Annotated in this window: 13 protein-coding genes; 2 read left to right on the top strand and 11 right to left on the bottom strand. The window is 61.8% G+C overall.

Annotated features, from left to right (window positions below):
* Positions 1 to 15 precede the first annotated feature (15 nt).
* Both argJ and secA read right to left on the bottom strand, forming a co-directional pair.
* Positions 16 to 1233 carry a bifunctional glutamate N-acetyltransferase/amino-acid acetyltransferase ArgJ gene (argJ, locus tag AC07XM_RS00830; RefSeq protein WP_060517478.1) on the bottom strand — a complete coding sequence of 406 codons (1218 nt, stop codon included), beginning with the start codon at positions 1231 to 1233 and terminating at the stop codon, positions 16 to 18.
* A gap of 193 nt (positions 1234 to 1426) precedes the next feature.
* Positions 1427 to 4162 carry a preprotein translocase subunit SecA gene (gene secA, locus AC07XM_RS00825; protein WP_016488953.1) on the bottom strand — a complete coding sequence of 912 codons (2736 nt, stop codon included), beginning with the start codon at positions 4160 to 4162 and terminating at the stop codon, positions 1427 to 1429.
* A gap of 331 nt (positions 4163 to 4493) precedes the next feature.
* On the opposite strand from secA, the gene AC07XM_RS00820 reads away from it, so the two are divergent.
* Complete coding sequence (locus AC07XM_RS00820) at positions 4494 to 4961, top strand: DUF721 domain-containing protein (RefSeq protein WP_023048838.1); 468 nt, start codon at positions 4494 to 4496, stop codon at positions 4959 to 4961.
* A gap of 100 nt (positions 4962 to 5061) precedes the next feature.
* Positions 5062 to 6018, top strand: coding sequence for a hypothetical protein (locus tag AC07XM_RS00815; RefSeq protein ID WP_060517476.1), 957 nt, complete (start codon positions 5062 to 5064; stop codon positions 6016 to 6018).
* 81 nt (positions 6019 to 6099) lie between these two features.
* Here AC07XM_RS00815 and lpxC read toward each other — a convergent pair whose 3' ends face one another.
* From lpxC to murD, 9 genes are all read right to left on the bottom strand, one after another.
* Positions 6100 to 7011 (bottom strand): UDP-3-O-acyl-N-acetylglucosamine deacetylase, encoded by a 912-nt coding sequence (gene lpxC / locus AC07XM_RS00810; RefSeq protein ID WP_016488957.1) that lies wholly within the window; start codon positions 7009 to 7011, stop codon positions 6100 to 6102.
* Between the two features lie 112 nt (positions 7012 to 7123).
* Positions 7124 to 8320: a cell division protein FtsZ gene (ftsZ, locus tag AC07XM_RS00805; RefSeq protein ID WP_016488958.1), complete on the bottom strand. Its 1197-nt coding sequence runs from the start codon at positions 8318 to 8320 to the stop codon at positions 7124 to 7126.
* 55 nt (positions 8321 to 8375) lie between these two features.
* Positions 8376 to 9638 carry a cell division protein FtsA gene (gene ftsA, locus AC07XM_RS00800; RefSeq protein WP_016488959.1) on the bottom strand — a complete coding sequence of 421 codons (1263 nt, stop codon included), beginning with the start codon at positions 9636 to 9638 and terminating at the stop codon, positions 8376 to 8378.
* Positions 9639 to 9652: 14 nt separating this feature from the next.
* On the bottom strand, positions 9653 to 10522 hold the full coding sequence (locus AC07XM_RS00795) for a cell division protein FtsQ/DivIB (RefSeq protein ID WP_012274056.1): 870 nt from the start codon (positions 10520 to 10522) through the stop codon (positions 9653 to 9655).
* A gap of 5 nt (positions 10523 to 10527) precedes the next feature.
* Positions 10528 to 11484 (bottom strand): D-alanine--D-alanine ligase, encoded by a 957-nt coding sequence (locus AC07XM_RS00790; RefSeq protein WP_016488960.1) that lies wholly within the window; start codon positions 11482 to 11484, stop codon positions 10528 to 10530.
* Positions 11481 to 12929, bottom strand: a complete 1449-nt coding sequence (murC, locus tag AC07XM_RS00785; protein WP_016488961.1) for a UDP-N-acetylmuramate--L-alanine ligase — start codon at positions 12927 to 12929, stop codon at positions 11481 to 11483. The genes AC07XM_RS00790 and murC overlap by 4 nt, the downstream gene beginning before the upstream one ends.
* Positions 12922 to 14001 (bottom strand): undecaprenyldiphospho-muramoylpentapeptide beta-N-acetylglucosaminyltransferase, encoded by a 1080-nt coding sequence (murG, locus tag AC07XM_RS00780; protein WP_102689060.1) that lies wholly within the window; start codon positions 13999 to 14001, stop codon positions 12922 to 12924. The genes murC and murG overlap by 8 nt, the downstream gene beginning before the upstream one ends.
* Positions 13991 to 15205, bottom strand: a complete 1215-nt coding sequence (gene ftsW, locus AC07XM_RS00775) for a putative lipid II flippase FtsW (protein ID WP_016488963.1) — start codon at positions 15203 to 15205, stop codon at positions 13991 to 13993. The genes murG and ftsW overlap by 11 nt, the downstream gene beginning before the upstream one ends.
* Positions 15202 to 16548, bottom strand: coding sequence for a UDP-N-acetylmuramoyl-L-alanine--D-glutamate ligase (murD, locus tag AC07XM_RS00770; RefSeq protein ID WP_033734283.1), 1347 nt, complete (start codon positions 16546 to 16548; stop codon positions 15202 to 15204). The genes ftsW and murD overlap by 4 nt, the downstream gene beginning before the upstream one ends.

Raw genomic sequence — 16548 nt, 5'->3', positions numbered from 1 at the left:
CTTCGGATCAGTAGATCAAGTACGGTATTCAGCGTTGATCTTCACGTACTCGTGGGACAGGTCGGTGGTCCAGATGGTTTCGCTGCACTGGCCACGGCCCAGTTCGATACGGATGGTGATCTCTTCCTGGGCCATCACTGCCGAACCCTGTGCTTCGGTGTAGCTCGGGTCGCGGCCACCTTTGCTGGCGATGCACACGCTGTCCAGGTACACGTCGATCAGGCTTACATCCAGCTCCGGCACGCCAGCACGGCCAACGGCGGCCAGGATGCGGCCCCAGTTCGGGTCGGAGGCGAACAGGGCGGTCTTGATCAATGGCGAGTGGGCCACGGCATAGCCGACATCCAGGCATTCCTGGTGGTTGCCACCACCGTTGACCTGCACGGTCACGAACTTGGTGGCGCCTTCGCCGTCACGGACGATGGCCTGGGCCACTTCCATGCACACTTCGAACACCGCCTTTTTCAGGGCTTCGAACAGCGCGCCGCTGGCTTCGGTGACCTCTGGCAGGTTGGCCTTGCCGGTGGCAATCAACATGCAGCAATCGTTGGTCGAGGTGTCGCCATCGATGGTAATGCGGTTGAACGACTTGTTGGCGCCGTCCAGCATCAGGTCCTTGAGTACCGCCGGGGCAACCTTGGCGTCGGTAGCGATGTAGCCGAGCATGGTGGCCATGTTCGGGCGGATCATGCCTGCACCCTTGCTGATGCCGGTGACGGTAACGGTCACGCCATCGTGCTGGAACTGGCGGCTGGCACCCTTGGGCAGGGTATCGGTGGTCATGATGCCGGTGGCAGCTTCCGCCCAGTGGTTTTCCGACAAGTTGTCGAGGGCAGCCTGCAATGCACCTTCGATCTTCTCGACCGGCAGTGGCTCGCCGATCACGCCGGTGGAAAACGGCAGTACAGACTCGGCCGGCACGCCAGCCAGCTCGGCCAGCTTGGCGCAGGTACGTTCGGCTGCAGCCAAGCCTGGCGCGCCCGTGCCTGCGTTGGCGTTACCGGTGTTGGTCAGCAGGTAGCGCACGGTGCCCTGTACACGCTGCTTGGCCAGGATCACCGGTGCTGCGCAGAAGGCGTTGAGGGTAAACACACCAGCCACGCTGGAGCCTTCGGCACAGCGCATGACCACCACATCCTTGCGCCCCGGGCGCTTGATGCCGGCAGAAGCGATGCCGAGTTCAAAACCCGGTACCGGGTGCAGGGTGGGCAAAGGACCAAGACCAACAGCCATTAGAGCGCTCCTAGAAAAACGGTGAAGTGATGATGGAAGAGCGGGGCCGCTTCGCGCCCCATTCGCGGCACAAGGCCGCTCCCACAAGGACATCGCAGCCTTCCGGTCGGGCGCGGTCCCTGCAGGAGCGGCCTTGTGCCGCGAATGGGCCGCAAAGCGGCCCCGGTTTGTCACGTTACAGCAATGAATCAGATCACTCGATCTGCCCGTGGCAATGCTTGAACTTCTTGCCCGAACCACACCAGCACGGCTCGTTGCGGCCCAGTTTCTGGTCGTTACGCACTGGCGCTGCGGCCACCGCCACTTCGGCGCCCTCCTCGCTCAGTTGCTCGCTTTCCAACCCTGGGGCAGGGGCATGCTGGAACTGCATGCGGCTGGCCAGTTCCTCGGCCTCGCGGCGAAGGCGTGCTTCCTCCTCGATCGGATCTTCGCGGCGAACCTGAACGTGCGACAGCACGCGGATGGTGTCGCGCTTGATCGACTCGAGCAGCTCCTGGAACAGGCTGAACGACTCGCGCTTGTACTCCTGCTTCGGGTTCTTCTGCGCATAGCCACGCAGGTGAATACCGTGGCGCAGGTGGTCCATGGTCGACAGGTGGTCTTTCCACAGGTCGTCCAGCACGCGCAGCAGGATCTGCTTCTCGAAGGTACGCAGGGCTTCGATACCGGCCTGGTCTTCCTTCTCGGTGTAGGCAGTGGTGATCTCGTTCAGCAGCTTCTCGCGCAGGGTTTCCTCGTAGAGGTGATCGTCCTCATCGAGCCACTGCTGGATCGGCAGTTTCATGGCGAAATCGCTGGCCAGCGAGGCTTCCAGACCGGCCACATCCCACTGCTCTGGCAGCGACTGCGGCGGGATGTGCTGGCTGATGGTAGCGTCCAGCACTTCCTTGCGGAATTCGACGATGGTGTCGCCGATGTTCTCGGCGGCCAGCAGGCTGTTGCGCATGTGGTAGATCACCTTGCGCTGTTCGTTGGCCACGTCGTCGTATTCGAGCAATTGCTTACGGATGTCGAAGTTGCGGCCTTCAACCTTGCGCTGGGCTTTCTCGATGGCGTTGGTGACCATGCGGTGTTCGATGGCCTCGCCCGACTGCATGCCCAGTGCCTTCATGAAGTTCTTCACCCGGTCAGAGGCGAAGATGCGCATCAGGCTGTCTTCCAGCGACAGGTAGAAGCGGCTGGAGCCCGGGTCACCCTGACGGCCCGAACGGCCACGCAGCTGGTTGTCGATACGGCGCGACTCATGGCGCTCGGAGGCGATCACGTGCAAGCCGCCCGACTCGATCACTTGCTGGTGACGCTTCTGCCAGTCGGACTTGATCTGGGCGATCTGTTCGGCGGTCGGGTTTTCCAGGGTGGCCACTTCGGCTTCCCAGTTACCACCCAACAGGATGTCGGTACCACGGCCGGCCATGTTGGTGGCGATGGTCAGTGCGCCTGGAGCACCAGCCTGCGCGATGATCTCGGCTTCCTTCTCGTGGTACTTGGCGTTCAGGACCTTGTGCTCGATACCTTCCTTGAGCAACAGGTTCGACATGTGCTCGGAGGTTTCGATGGTCGCAGTACCCACCAACACCGGGCGGCCCTGGGTCATGCTTTCCTTGATGTCGGCAATGATCGCGGCGTATTTCTCGTCGGCGGTCAGGTACACCAGGTCGTTGAAGTCCTTACGTGCCAGCGGCTTGTTCGGCGGGATCACCATCACGTTGAGGCCGTAGATGGACTGGAACTCGAACGCTTCGGTGTCGGCGGTACCGGTCATGCCGGACAGCTTGGTGTACAGGCGGAAGTAGTTCTGGAACGTGGTCGAAGCCAGGGTCTGGCTCTCGGCCTGGATATTCAGGTTTTCTTTTGCCTCAATGGCCTGGTGCAGGCCCTCGGACAGGCGACGGCCCGGCATGGTGCGGCCGGTGTGCTCGTCAATCAGCAGGACCTGGCCGTCCTGGACGATGTACTCGACGTTGCGGTGGAACAGCTTGTGCGCGCGCAGGCCAGCGTAAACGTGGGTCAGCAGGCCCAGGTTGTGCGCGGAGTACAGGCTCTCGCCCTCGGCCAGCAGGCCGGCCTGGGTGAGCATTTCTTCGATGAACTGGTGACCGGCTTCGTTGAGCTCGACCTGGCGGCTCTTCTCGTCGATGGTGAAGTGGCCTTCCTGGGTGACCTGGCCTTCCACTTCTTCGATATGCTGGGTCAGGCGCGGGATCAGGCGGTTGATCTCGATGTACAGCTTGGAGCTGTCCTCAGCCTGGCCGGAGATGATCAGCGGGGTGCGTGCTTCGTCGATGAGGATGGAGTCGACTTCGTCGATCACGGCGAAGTTCAGCTCACGCTGGAACTTCTCTTCCTGGCTGAACGCCATGTTGTCGCGCAGGTAGTCGAACCCGAATTCGTTGTTGGTGCCGTAGGTAATGTCGGACGCATAGGCGGCACGCTTTTCTTCTGGCGGCTGGAAGGCCGAGACGATACCGACCGACAGGCCGAGGAACTCGTACAGCGGACGCATCCAGTTGGCGTCACGGCGGGCCAGGTAGTCGTTGACGGTGACCACGTGCACGCCCTTGCCGGACAGTGCGTTCAGGTACACGGCCAGGGTACCGACCAAGGTCTTGCCTTCACCGGTGCGCATTTCTGCGATCATGCCCTCGTGCAGGGTCATGCCACCGATGAGCTGCACATCGAAGTGGCGCATGCCCATCACACGCTTGCCGGCCTCTCGGGCCACGGCGAAAGCTTCAGGCAGCAATTGGTCCAGTGTCTCGCCTTTGGCCAGGCGCTCCTTGAACTCTGCGGTCTTGCCCCGCAGTTGCTCGTCGGAGAGGGCCACCATCTTCTCTTCGAAGGCATTGACGATACTCACCGTCTTGAGCATGCGTTTCACTTCACGCTCGTTCTTGCTTCCAAAAAGTTTTTTTAACAAAGGCGCAAACATATCGGCAGGATCTTCCACACGTAGGGATGGAGGGCGGCCCCATGAGTCGCCCGTGCAGCCCTGAGGCCGCATGCGAACGAGCATTCTACCCGGAAACGATGGTGAGGAAAGTGGTGGATTTCCACGATGCTATTACAGCGTTTTGGCAGGGGCTTGTCTTAGATAGGGCCATTCTCCGTGAGTTCAAGGCTTGGCAACATGAAAGCTATCGAGAATTGGTCTTATCTGGCCTGCACTGGGGAATGCCTGTAATAGCGGGCAAGCCCGTGAAGAGGCCGGCACCGGCTACAGAGGTGTTAAACTGCTGACCTTGAACCTCATGCACAGTCCCATGGCCTACAAACCCTCCCCTGCCCAGCCGCCCTCCGCACTGCTGCGCCAGGTCCGCCCGCTGCGCCTGCTGCTGAACCAGGCCGAGCGCCTGGAGCACCTGCAACGCCTGCTGGAAAGCCAGCTGCAACCCGCTGCCCGCGAGCACTGCCATGTCGCGTCATGGCGCGATGGCACCTTGCTGCTGGTTGTGACTGACGGCCATTGGGCAACCCGCCTGCGCTACCAGCAGAAGCGCCTGCTGGCGGCATTGCAGGCCATGGAGGCGTTCGGCAACCTCAGGCGCATCCTGTTCAAGGTGCAGCCACCGCTGGTGCCGGCCAAGCGTGGCCTAAACACCACCGAGCTGTCGGCCAATGCCGCGCAGAGTATTCGCGGTTCCGCTGAAGGCATTACCGACGAGAAGCTGCGCGCCGCATTGGAGCGTTTGGCTAACAATGCTTCGCGCAAAAAAAAGCCTTCAGAATAAAACAAGCTAAAAAACCTGCACTTTAAGACTGACAATTTTACCAGTAGCCGGTAGGTTTTGGAGATGGTTTATTGAGCGTTCTTAACCCAGGAACTGCATCATGACCCTGCCCACGACTGACTATAGCGAACATACAACTTTCACTGATAAGGCATACAACGGCTGGAACGCAATACGCAGCGGACACTCATTAACATTCAACACCGCAAATCAAAGCAACATTTATGTTGAATATGACTCGCCGCCAAACCTCCCACCGCTTCCCCGACACGATGGCGTGCTGCTGATCCAGAAGACGATAAGCGGTCTGGTCCAGGGACACCTCTACTCTATCAGCTTGCGTGTCAAGCGATTCCCCAAGGACCCCGTCCCACACCTCACCTGGTACATAGACGATACTGTCCAGCATCGCTCAAAGCTTGAAAACCACCAGGACTGGCAACGTTTCGTTGTCGACTTCCGCGCGACATCCCCGACTCATACCCTGACACTTGGCAGTTTCGAGCCTGACAATACGCATGTGCATTTCGCTTTCGACGATATCCGCATTTACCCGCACGTACTGCATATCAATTTCGAGGAGCAACCTGGCGAGCAGCTCATCCTACCTGGGCAATCACTTGTACTTCCGCATTTTACGCTGCACCATCTCAGTAGCAATTATGGCTCTAAAACAGGCATTGAGACAGTCAATGAAACCGTCGAAAATATGGCTGAGGGAAAGGCAATTGTACTTTCCAAAGGCCAAAGTTCCGACAGCAATAAAATCGCACTGGATCTGAACGGTGAGTACGGGTACATGCAGTTCGCCTGGAGCCTGATTCATTACGAGGGGTCCGTGAGTTTCTTCACCTCGACTGAGCCAGACCCGCTGAAAACGATCAACTTGGCGAGCGACGGCACACCCAAGCACTTTCTGGTGAGTTTCCGGTCGCCGTACGGCAAGCCAATCACACGCGTGGAGTGCACCTCGACAGACCACAGTTACATCGATTTCATCCTGCTGAAAACCCATGCTGTCCTGAGTGCCTACGACAGAGATAGCCACGACGCATAACCCCCAAGCACGCTTGGGGAACTCAGCGAATAAAAAAGGCCACCCGAGGGTGGCCTTAATCACTAGAGAGAGTGCTCGAACTTACACGGCCGCAACAGGGCGCATATAAGAGATCGGTGCCGTGCTGGCATCTTCGAACGTGACCACTTCCCAGGCATCGGTTTCAGCAATCAGCTTGCGCAACAGCTGGTTGTTCAGCGCGTGGCCGGACTTGAAGCCCTTGAACTCGCCAATCAGGCTGTTGCCCAGCAGGTAAAGGTCGCCAATGGCGTCGAGGATCTTGTGCTTTACGAATTCGTCTTCGTAACGAAGGCCGTCCTCGTTGAGCACGCCGTCCTCATCGACCACGATGGCGTTCTCGACACTGCCACCCAATGCAAGGTTGTGCTTGCGCAGGTACTCGATGTCACGCATGAAGCCGAAAGTACGCGCGCGGCTGACTTCCTTCACAAACGAGGTGCTGGAGAAGTCGACGCTGGCGCTCTGGGTCCGGTTGCGAAGCACCGGGTGATCGAAGTCGATCTCGAAGCTCACCTTGAACCCTTCGAAAGGCAGGAACGTGGCGCGCTTGTCGCCCTCTTCCACGGTTACCTCACGCAGGATGCGGATGAACTTCTTGGCTGCGTCCTGCTCTTCCAGGCCGGCAGACTGAATCAGGAATACAAAGGGTCCGGCGCTGCCATCCATGATCGGCACTTCCGAGGCGGAGAGCTCGACGTAGGCGTTATCGATGCCCAGGCCCGCCATGGCGGAGAGCAGGTGCTCGACCGTATCGACCTTGACGTCACCGTTGACCAGCGTCGTCGACATGGTTGTCTCGCCGACGTTGGCCGCACGCGCAGGGATCTCGACCACAGGGTCAAGGTCGGCGCGGCGGAAGACGATGCCGGTGTCAACAGGTGCGGGCTTGAGGGTCAGGTAAACCTTCTCCCCAGAGTGCAGACCGATACCTGTGGCACGGATGGTATTCTTCAGGGTGCGTTGTTTAATCATGGCATTGGCCGCTTCAGCGCAAATTGCGAACAGGTATCAACAAAGGCTGGGGATGATAACAGACCCAACCTTTGATGAATACCAATCACCTTTATACCCCTGATAAATTCCATTAATCAGCCTGACGACGCAGGAAAGCCGGGATATCAAGGTAGTCCAGGTCATCCTGAGGGTTCAGTTTAGCGGCTGCAGCAGCACCTGCATGGGCCTGATTGCGCATCACGGTCGGGCGCTCCAGGTCACGGTAGTTGACCGCTGGCTGCTCCTGGCGTACCGGCGCAGGATTGGACGCCTCGTATGCCTGCTGGGCGGTCTGCAGGGTGTTGTCGACCACTTTGACCGGCTTCTCGATGCGCGCGCCCAGGCCAGTGGCCACAACGGTAACGTGCAGCTCGTCGCGCATGTCCGGGTCGATCACGGTGCCGACCTTGACCATGGCGTGGTCAGAGGCGAAGGCTTCGATGATGCTACCCACATCGGAGTACTCACCCAGCGACAGGTCCGGACCTGCGGTGATGTTCACCAGGATGCCACGGGCGCCCTGCAGGTTGACGTCTTCCAGCAATGGGTTGCGGATCGCCGCTTCGGTGGCTTCACGGGCGCGGTTCGGGCCGCTGGCACAGCCAGTACCCATCATTGCCATGCCCATTTCGCCCATCACCGTACGCACGTCGGCGAAGTCGACGTTGATCATGCCTGGGCGTTTGATGATGTCGGAGATGCCGCGAACGGCACCGGCCAGCACATCGTCGGCCTTGGCAAAGGCGGACAGCAGGCTGGCATCCTTGCCCAGGATGGTCAGCAGTTTCTCGTTGGGAATGGTGATCAACGAGTCGACGCTTTCAGCCAGCATGCGGATGCCTTCATCGGCGATCTGCATACGTTTGCGGCCTTCGAACGGGAACGGACGGGTCACCACGGCTACGGTGAGAATGCCCATTTCCTTGGCCACTTCGGCAATGATCGGCGCTGCACCGGTACCGGTACCGCCACCCATGCCAGTGGTGATGAACACCATGTTGGTGCCCTGCAGTACCTCAGCGATGCGCTCACGGTCTTCCAGCGCAGCCTGACGGCCCACTTCCGGATTGGCACCGGCACCCAGGCCCTTGGTCACGCCAGTGCCCAATTGCAGGATGGTGCGCGCGCCAATGCTTTTCAGCGCCTGGGCATCGGTGTTGGCGCATATGAATTCCACGCCCTCGATGCTGCTCTTGACCATGTGGTTGACGGCGTTGCCGCCACCACCACCAACGCCGATCACCTTGATGACCGGGCTTTGCGGGACGTTGTCTACGAGCTCGAACATTTTCCCTCTCCTTACAGTTCTCTAGTTGTTGCGCCTACCACTACTGCTTTGAAACTTAGAAGTTGCCCTGGACCCACTTCTTGAAGCGCTCAAGCACTGGGGCCTTCGGTTCATCGCCATAGCTGTTGTTGCTGCTGTTTGTGTTACCGGTCAGGATCAGGTCCTCGGACTGCTTCAGCAGACCGTAAGTGAGCAAGCCCACGCCGGTGGAATAGATCGGGTTGCGAACCACGTCGCTCAGCCCCCGAACGCTGTGCGGTACGCCCAGGCGTACCGGCATGTGGAAGATTTCCTCGGCCAGTTCCACGGCACCTTCCATCTTCGCGGTGCCACCGGTGAGTACGATGCCGGCGGGCACCAGGTCTTCGTAGCCGCTGCGGCGCAGTTCGGCCTGAATCAGGGTGAAGAGCTCGTCGTAACGTGGCTCTACCACTTCAGCCAACGCCTGACGCGACAGCTCGCGCGGTGGGCGGTCGCCCACGCTCGGCACCTTGATGGTTTCGCCGGCGCCAGCCAGTTTGGCCAGGGCACAGGCGTAGCGGATCTTGATTTCTTCGGCGTACTGGGTAGGGGTACGCAGGGCCATGGCGATGTCGTTGGTCACCTGGTCGCCGGCAATCGGGATGACCGCGGTGTGACGGATGGCGCCTTCGGTGAAGATGGCGATGTCGGTGGTACCGCCACCGATGTCCACCAGGCAAACACCCAGCTCTTTTTCATCGTCGGTCAGCACCGAGTAGGCCGAGGCCAGCTGCTCAAGGATGATGTCGTCAATTTCCAGGCCGCAGCGGCGTACGCACTTCTCGATGTTCTGCGCCGCGTTGACTGCGCAAGTGACCACGTGGACCTTGGCTTCCAGACGCACGCCAGACATGCCCAGCGGTTCGCGCACGCCTTCCTGGTTGTCGATCACGTAGTCCTGCGGCAGGGTGTGCAACACGCGCTGGTCGGCCGGAATCGCCACAGCCTGGGCAGCGTCGAGTACACGCTCCAGGTCGGCCAGGCTGACCTCGCGGTCGCGGATGGCGACGATGCCGTGGGAGTTCAGGCTGCGGATGTGGTTGCCGGCCACCCCGACGAAAGCCGAGTGGATGCGGCAGCCGGCCATCAGCTGCGCTTCTTCGACGGCGCGCTGGATCGACTGCACGGTGGACTCGATGTTCACCACCACGCCTTTCTTCAGGCCGCGGGACGGATGGGTGCCGATCCCGACGATTTCCAGGGTGCCGTCTTCGCCCACTTCGCCCACCAGCGCCACCACCTTGGAGGTGCCAATGTCCAGCCCGACGATCATTTTGCCGCTATGCGCGTTTGCCATGGTCCTGCCTCTCTCTAATTCTTCGCAACGGCGGGTTGGGCCGTCGTCGGTGCAATCGGTTCCCGCCAACCAACGGCAAGTCCGTTGGAATAACGCAGATCAATGCGGGCGATAGTGGTGATCTGGTCTTTGAGTGTCTTGTCGTAAATGGCAATGAAACGGCGCATCTTCTCCACCAGATGGTCGCGCCCCAACAGCAGCTCGATACCGGGCCCGGCGCTGCTCGCACCGGTAGTCAGGAACCAGCTGCCCCGCTCGCGCAGCTCCAGGCGAGCGATGGAAAAGCCCAGGGGGCGCAGCATCTGGCTCAATACCTGATACTGCTGCATGACTTGTTGCTGAGCACGCTGCGGCCCAGCCAGCTGCGGCAGGTGCTCGTAGTTGGCCAGTTCGCGCGGGGTGAAGGCCTGGCCCTGGTTGTTGAGCAAGGCTTCGTCGCCCCAGCGCGCCACCGGCAGCTGTTCTTCCAGGCGGATCACCACCTCGTCAGGCCACACCCGGCGCACTTCGGCGTGAGCGATCCATGGCATCTGTTCGAGCTCCGCACGCATCGCCGGCAGGTCGACGCTGAAGAAGCTCGCCGCCACGTACGGTGCGATGCGCTGCTGCACCGACTGCTGGCTGATGTAGCTGAGGTCGCCCTGCACGTCGATCTTGGTGATCGGCCGGTCGGCATACGGCATCAGGCGAATGGCGCCCTCATAGGCACCAAAGCCGGCCGCCACCAGCAGCACCGGCCACAGCAGGCGCTTGAGGCCTCCCAGGCTTGGCCGCGGCAGGCGCGCCGATACGGGCTCGTCGGCCACCAGCCGGCTGGCACCACGCGGCACCGGCTTGCTACGGCCGGTAACGGGTTGCTGCTGACGTATCATCGCGCCTTGCATGGTTGTTAACCTCGCGTCGTCACGCTTTCAGCCAGGATTGCCAGCACCAGTTGCTGGAAGTCCAGGCCGGCCGCGCGGGCCGCCATTGGCACCAGGCTATGATCAGTCATGCCCGGTGCGGTGTTGACTTCGAGCAGCCAGAACCGGCCCTGCTCGTCCTGCATCACGTCCAGCCGCCCCCAGCCTTCGATGCCGATGGCATCACAGGCACGTGCAGTCAGGTCGATCAGTTCCTGTTCCTTGACGCTATCCAGGCCGCACGGGATGCGGTACTGGGTATCGTTGGCGATGTACTTGGCGTCGTAGTCGTAGAACACGTGCGGCGTACCCAGGGCGATCGGCGGCAGCACCTGGCCGCGCAAGACCGCGATGGTGAACTCCGGGCCGTGGATCCACTGCTCCACCAGTACCTGGGAATCGTATTTGGCGGCGTCCTGCCAGGCGGCGACCAGTTCCTGGGCGCTGTTCACCTTGGCCATGCCGATACTAGAGCCTTCATGGGCGGGTTTGACGATAAGCGGGAAGCCCAGTTCCGTACTGGCCAACAAACAATCGCTTTCGCTCGCCAACACCGCGTGACGCGGGGTCGGAATGCCCAGGCTCTGCCACACCTGCTTGGTGCGCAGCTTGTCCATGGCCAGCGCCGAGGCAAGGATGCCGCTGCCGGTGTAGGGGATGCCCAGGCACTCCAGCAGGCCTTGCATGCTGCCGTCTTCACCGCCACGGCCGTGCAGGATGATGAACGCACGGTCGATCTTCTCGCGTTGCAGGCGCTCGAGCAGGTCATCTCCCACGTCGATGGCAACGACGTCGACACCGGCCGTGGTCAGCGCGTGGATCACCGCTGCGCCGGACTTCAGCGACACTTCACGCTCGGCGCTCTTGCCACCATACAGCACGGCAACACGGCCGAAAGCCTTGACGTCCAGGGTCGAGTGCAGCTTTTCGTAGGCGCTGGTCATTTCGACTTCTCCTGCTTGGCGCCTGCGAACAGCGGGCTTTTCATCAACTGTGGGGCCAGGCCTCCGACATCACCGGCACCCTGGCAGATGAGGATGTCGCCAGCGCGCAGCAGTGGTTTGACCAGCGGCGCGAGTTCTGCGCCACGCTCGATGTAGATCGGGTCCAGTTTGCCGCGCTGACGGATGCTGTGGCACAGCTGACGGCTGTCGGCTCCAGGGATTGGCTCTTCGCCGGCCGGGTAGACTTCCATCAGCAGCAGCACGTTGGCATCGCCCAGCACCTGCACGAAATCGTCGTACAGGTCGCGGGTGCGGCTGTAGCGGTGCGGCTGGTAAACGATCACCAGGCGGCGGCTAGGCCAGCCACCACGCACGGCTTTGATCACTGCAGCTACTTCGGTCGGGTGATGGCCGTAGTCGTCCACCAGCATCACGCTACCGCCTTCGACCGGCAGTTCGCCGTATACCTGGAAGCGTCGGCCGACCCCCTGGAAGCCTGACAGGCCCTGGATGATGGCCTCGTCAGTGATGCCTTCGTCAGTGGCAATGGCAATGGTGGCCAGGGCGTTGAGCACGTTGTGGTTGCCAGGCATGTTCACTGACACGTCCAACGGCTCGCAGTCACGGCGCAGCACGGTGAAGTGGGTCTGCATGCCCTGCTGGCGCACGTTGATGGCGCGGATGTCTGCCTCTTCGCTGAAGCCATAAGTCACGGTCGGGCGCTTCACCTGCGGCAGGATTTCGCGCACCACCGGGTCGTCCAGGCACATCACCGCCAGGCCGTAGAACGGCAGGTTGTGCAGGAACTCGACGAAGGTTTTCTTCAGTTTGTTGAAGTCACCTTCGTAGGTCGCCATGTGATCGGCGTCGATGTTGGTGACCACGGCCACCATCGGCTGCAGGTGCAGGAAGCTGGCATCGCTTTCGTCTGCTTCGGCGATCAGGTAGCGGCTGGTGCCCAGCTGGGCATTGGTACCGGCAGCGGTCAGGCGGCCACCGATGACAAAGGTCGGGTCCAGGCCACCGGCAGCGAACACCGAGGCCAGCAGGCTGGTGGTAGTGGTCTTGCCGTGGGTACCGGCAACCGCCACGCCGTGACGGTAGCGCATCAGCTCGGCGAGCATCTCGGCACGCGGCACCACCGGAATGCGTCGCTCAAGGGCGGTAGCCACTTCCGGGTTGGCCGGGTTGATGGCACTGGACACGACCAGCACATCAGCGGTGGCGGCGTTCTCGGCGCGGTGGCCGACGAAGATCTCGGCACCGAACGATTCCAGGCGCTCGGTCACCGGCGACGCTTTCAGGTCCGAACCGGACACTTCATAGCCCAGGTTCAGCAGCACTTCGGCAATACCGCACATGCCCACGCCGCCGATACCGACAAAGTGAATACGGCGGATACGGCCCATCTTGGGCTGGGGCATGGCTTTCTGGCTCTCAACCATGGGCCACCTCCAGGCAGATATCGACCACAATGCTGGTTGCAGCAGGTTTGGCCAGGCGCCGTGCGGTGCCTGCCATTACGGTGAGTTTCTCGGGTTGCATCAGCACCTCGTTCAGGCGTTCAGCGAGCTGCGCTGCGCCAGTTGTCGCTTGTGGCATCAGGAAGGCAGCGCCTTCACGGGCCAGATATTGGGCGTTGTGGGTCTGGTGATCGTCGATGGCGTGGGGCAATGGCACCAGCAGCGAAGGCAGGCCCGCTGCCGCCAGCTCGCTAACGGTCAGGGCACCGGCCCGGCACACCACCATGTCGGCCCAGCCATAGGCTTGGGCCATGTCCTTGATGAAGGGCTCTACCTGAGCCTCGACGCCCGCCTCGTGATAACGCTCGGCGGTGATTGGCGCGTGTTGCTTGCCGGCCTGGTGGAACACCTCTGGCCGCAGCGCAGCAGGGACTTCGGACAGGGCCTTAGGCAACAATTTGTTCAAGGGTTCCGCACCCAGGCTGCCACCGAGCACCAGCAGGCGCGCTCGGCGCTGGGCCAGGGGCGCGCGTTGTGCATCCATGAACAGCTCCGGGCGCACCGGGTTGCCGGTGGTACGACGCTTGTCGCTCGCCTCGAAGGTGTTCGGGAAAGCTTCGCAGACCCGCGCAGACAGTGGCACCAGCAACCGATTGGCGGTACCGGCACGGGCGTTCTGCTCGTGGATCACCAATGGCACGCCGCACAGCCGCGCGGCCACACCGCCGGGGCCAGTCACATAACCGCCAAAGCCCAGTACGCATACCGGCTTGAGCTGGCGAATGATGCGGCGCGCCTGCAGTACCGCCTTGATCAGGGTGAACGGCGCCTTGAGCAACGACAGCTTGCCTTTGCCGCGCAGGCCGCTGACCTGGATCAGGTGCAGCGGCAGGCCAGCCTGGGGCACCAGTTCGTTTTCGATGCCACGCGGCGTGCCCAGCCAGTGCACGGTAAAACCACGCGCCTGGAACTCCCGGGCGCAGGCCAGGGCCGGGAATACATGCCCCCCGGTGCCGCCCGCCATGATCAATATGTTTTTGCCGTCAGCGGCCATGACTGGTCTCCTCGGCAAAATCGCTTTCGCTGAACTCGTGTTCTTCGCTACCCAGGTGCGTGCGGCTCTCCCACTCGATACGCAGCAACAGGCCCACGCAGGCGCAACAGATCACCAGCGAGCTGCCCCCGTAGCTGAGGAACGGCAGCGTCAGGCCCTTGGTTGGCAGCAGGCCGACGTTCACCCCGATGTTGATCAGGAACTGGCCGATCCACAGGAACGCCAGGCCGAAGGCCACATAGGCGGCGAAGAACTGCTTGGCCTTCTCGGCCCACAGACCGATGTACAGGGCACGCACGGTCACGAACACGAACAGTGCAATGGTCAGCAGCGAGCCGACCACGCCCAGTTCTTCGGCCAGTACCGAAAACACAAAGTCGGTGTGTGCTTCGGGCAGGTAGAACTGCTTCTGCACACTATTGCCCAGGCCAACACCCAGCCACTCGCCGCGGCCGAAGGCGATCAGTGCCTGGGTCAGCTGGTAGCCCGAACCGAACTGGTCGGACCACGGGTCGGTAAAGGTGATAAGCCGCGCCATCCGGTAGGGCTGCGCCTGTACCAGCACGAACACCGCCAGTACCGCCAACACCACCATGAGGCTGAAGCGGAACAACCCAACCCCGCCGAGGAACAGCATGGCCGCCGCCGCGCCCATCATCACCACGGTGGCACCGAAGTCCGGCTCCATCAGTAACAGGGCCGCCATGGGTAGCAGCACGATGAACGGCTTGAAGAAGCCCATCCAGGTTTCGCGCACCTCGGTCTGCCGGCGCACCAGGTAACCCGCCAGGTAGACGACCACGAACACCTTGGCGATTTCCGAAGGCTGGACGTTGAAGAAGCTGAAGCCGATCCAGCGCATGGAACCGTTCACTTCACGGCCGATACCCGGCACCAGCACCAGTACCAGCAGCCCGAAAGCGCCTAGCAGCATCATGAAGCCCATGCGCTGCCAGGTGGCGATCGGCACCAGCATGGTCGCGCCGCAGGCAACCAGGCCCAGGAACACATACACCAAGTGGCGGAACATGTGGTAAAGCGGGTTGCCCGACTGCACCGCAGCCACTTCCGAGGACGCCGAGGTGATCATCACCAGGCCCAGGCCAAGCAAGGCCAGGCAGCCGGCGAGCATCGGGAAGTCCAGGTCGATGCCACGGCCGCTGATCAGCGGCGACGGGTAGGGCTTGAAGATGCCGAAGATCATGCAAGGCCTCCCGCTGCCTGGGCAAACAGGCGCCCGCGCTCTTCAAAGTTCTTGAACATGTCGAGGCTGGCGCACGCCGGCGACAGCAACACCGCATCGCCCGCCTGGGCCAGCTCGGCACACTGCTGCACGGCGTCGTCCAGGGTCTTGACCCGCACCAGCGGCACGTCATCACCCAAGGCCTCGGCCAGGCGCTCGGCATCACGGCCAAGCAATACCACGGCGCGGCAGAAACGCTTGACTGGCTCGCGTAGCGCAGTGAAATCGGCACCTTTGCCATCGCCACCGGCGATCAGCACCAACTTGCCTTCGATATCGGCACCCAGGCCCTCGATGGCTGCCAGGGCCGCACCGACGTTGGTGGCCTTGGAATCGTCATACCAGTTCACGCCATTACGCTCACGTACCCACTGGCAACGGTGGGCCAGGCCACCGAATTCACGCAGGGCTTCGAGCATGGGCTCAAACGGCAGGCCGGCCGCATGCCCCAGGGCCAAGGCTGCCAGGGCGTTGCTTTGGTTATGGGCGCCACGCACCTTCAGCTCGCGTGCTGGCATCAGCGCCTGGAACTCGAACGCCAGGTATTTCTCACCGTCTACTTCACGCAAGCCGAAGGCTTTGAAATCGGGCTGGTTGAGGCCGAATGTCCAGCATGGGCGGCCTTCCACAGGCAACGGTCGGCTCAGGGCATCCTGGCGGTTGACCACCACCTGGCGGGCACCGCGGAAGATCCGGTGTTTGGCCAGGTGGTAGGCCGGCAGGCCACTGTAGCGGTCCATGTGGTCTTCGCTGATGTTCAGCACAGTGGCCACTTCAGCATTGAGCTGGTCAGTGGTTTCCAGTTGGAAACTGGACAGCTCCAGCACGTACAGCTCGACGTCATCAGCCAGCAAGTCCAGCGCCGGGGTACCGAGGTTGCCGCCCACAGCCACACGTTTGCCTGCCTTGGCGGCCATTTCGCCGACCAGGGTGGTAACGGTGCTCTTGGCGTTGGAGCCGCTGATGGCAATGATCGGCGCCTTGGCGTGGTGGGCGAACAGCTCGATATCACCGGACAGCTTCACGCCACGCGCGGCGGCCTGCTGCAGGGCCGGGGTGGCCAAGGCCAGACCGGGGCTCACGTACAGCTCGTTGGCGCGGCACAGGAAGTCCACGTCCAGTTCACCACAGCGCACTTCCACCTGCGGGTAATCACGGCGCAGGGTGTCCAGTTCCGGCGGTTGCTCGCGGGTATCGGCGACCGCAAAGGCAATGCCCCGGCTCGCCAGGAAGCGAACCAGGGACATGCCGCTCTTGCCGAGGCCGACAACGATGCGGAATTGGTCGGAAGCGATCAAAGACAC

This window comes from Pseudomonas sp. GW460-LB5 (assembly GCF_059423245.1).
Note: the sequence above shows the minus strand (reverse complement) of the source record. Positions and strands in the feature narration are given on the sequence as shown.

Bases quoted from the DNA above. Each gene is read 5' to 3' on its own strand.
- argJ (WP_060517478.1), bottom strand. From the start codon at position 1,233: ATGGCTGTTGGTCTTGGTCCTTTGCCCACCCTGCACCCGGTACCGGGT.
- secA (WP_016488953.1), bottom strand. From the start codon at position 4,162: ATGTTTGCGCCTTTGTTAAAAAAACTTTTTGGAAGCAAGAACGAGCGT.
- AC07XM_RS00820 (WP_023048838.1), top strand. From the start codon at position 4,494: ATGGCCTACAAACCCTCCCCTGCCCAGCCGCCCTCCGCACTGCTGCGC.
- AC07XM_RS00815 (WP_060517476.1), top strand. From the start codon at position 5,062: ATGACCCTGCCCACGACTGACTATAGCGAACATACAACTTTCACTGAT.
- lpxC (WP_016488957.1), bottom strand. From the start codon at position 7,011: ATGATTAAACAACGCACCCTGAAGAATACCATCCGTGCCACAGGTATC.
- ftsZ (WP_016488958.1), bottom strand. From the start codon at position 8,320: ATGTTCGAGCTCGTAGACAACGTCCCGCAAAGCCCGGTCATCAAGGTG.
- ftsA (WP_016488959.1), bottom strand. From the start codon at position 9,638: ATGGCAAACGCGCATAGCGGCAAAATGATCGTCGGGCTGGACATTGGC.
- AC07XM_RS00795 (WP_012274056.1), bottom strand. From the start codon at position 10,522: ATGCAAGGCGCGATGATACGTCAGCAGCAACCCGTTACCGGCCGTAGC.
- AC07XM_RS00790 (WP_016488960.1), bottom strand. From the start codon at position 11,484: ATGACCAGCGCCTACGAAAAGCTGCACTCGACCCTGGACGTCAAGGCT.
- murC (WP_016488961.1), bottom strand. From the start codon at position 12,929: ATGGTTGAGAGCCAGAAAGCCATGCCCCAGCCCAAGATGGGCCGTATC.
- murG (WP_102689060.1), bottom strand. From the start codon at position 14,001: ATGGCCGCTGACGGCAAAAACATATTGATCATGGCGGGCGGCACCGGG.
- ftsW (WP_016488963.1), bottom strand. From the start codon at position 15,205: ATGATCTTCGGCATCTTCAAGCCCTACCCGTCGCCGCTGATCAGCGGC.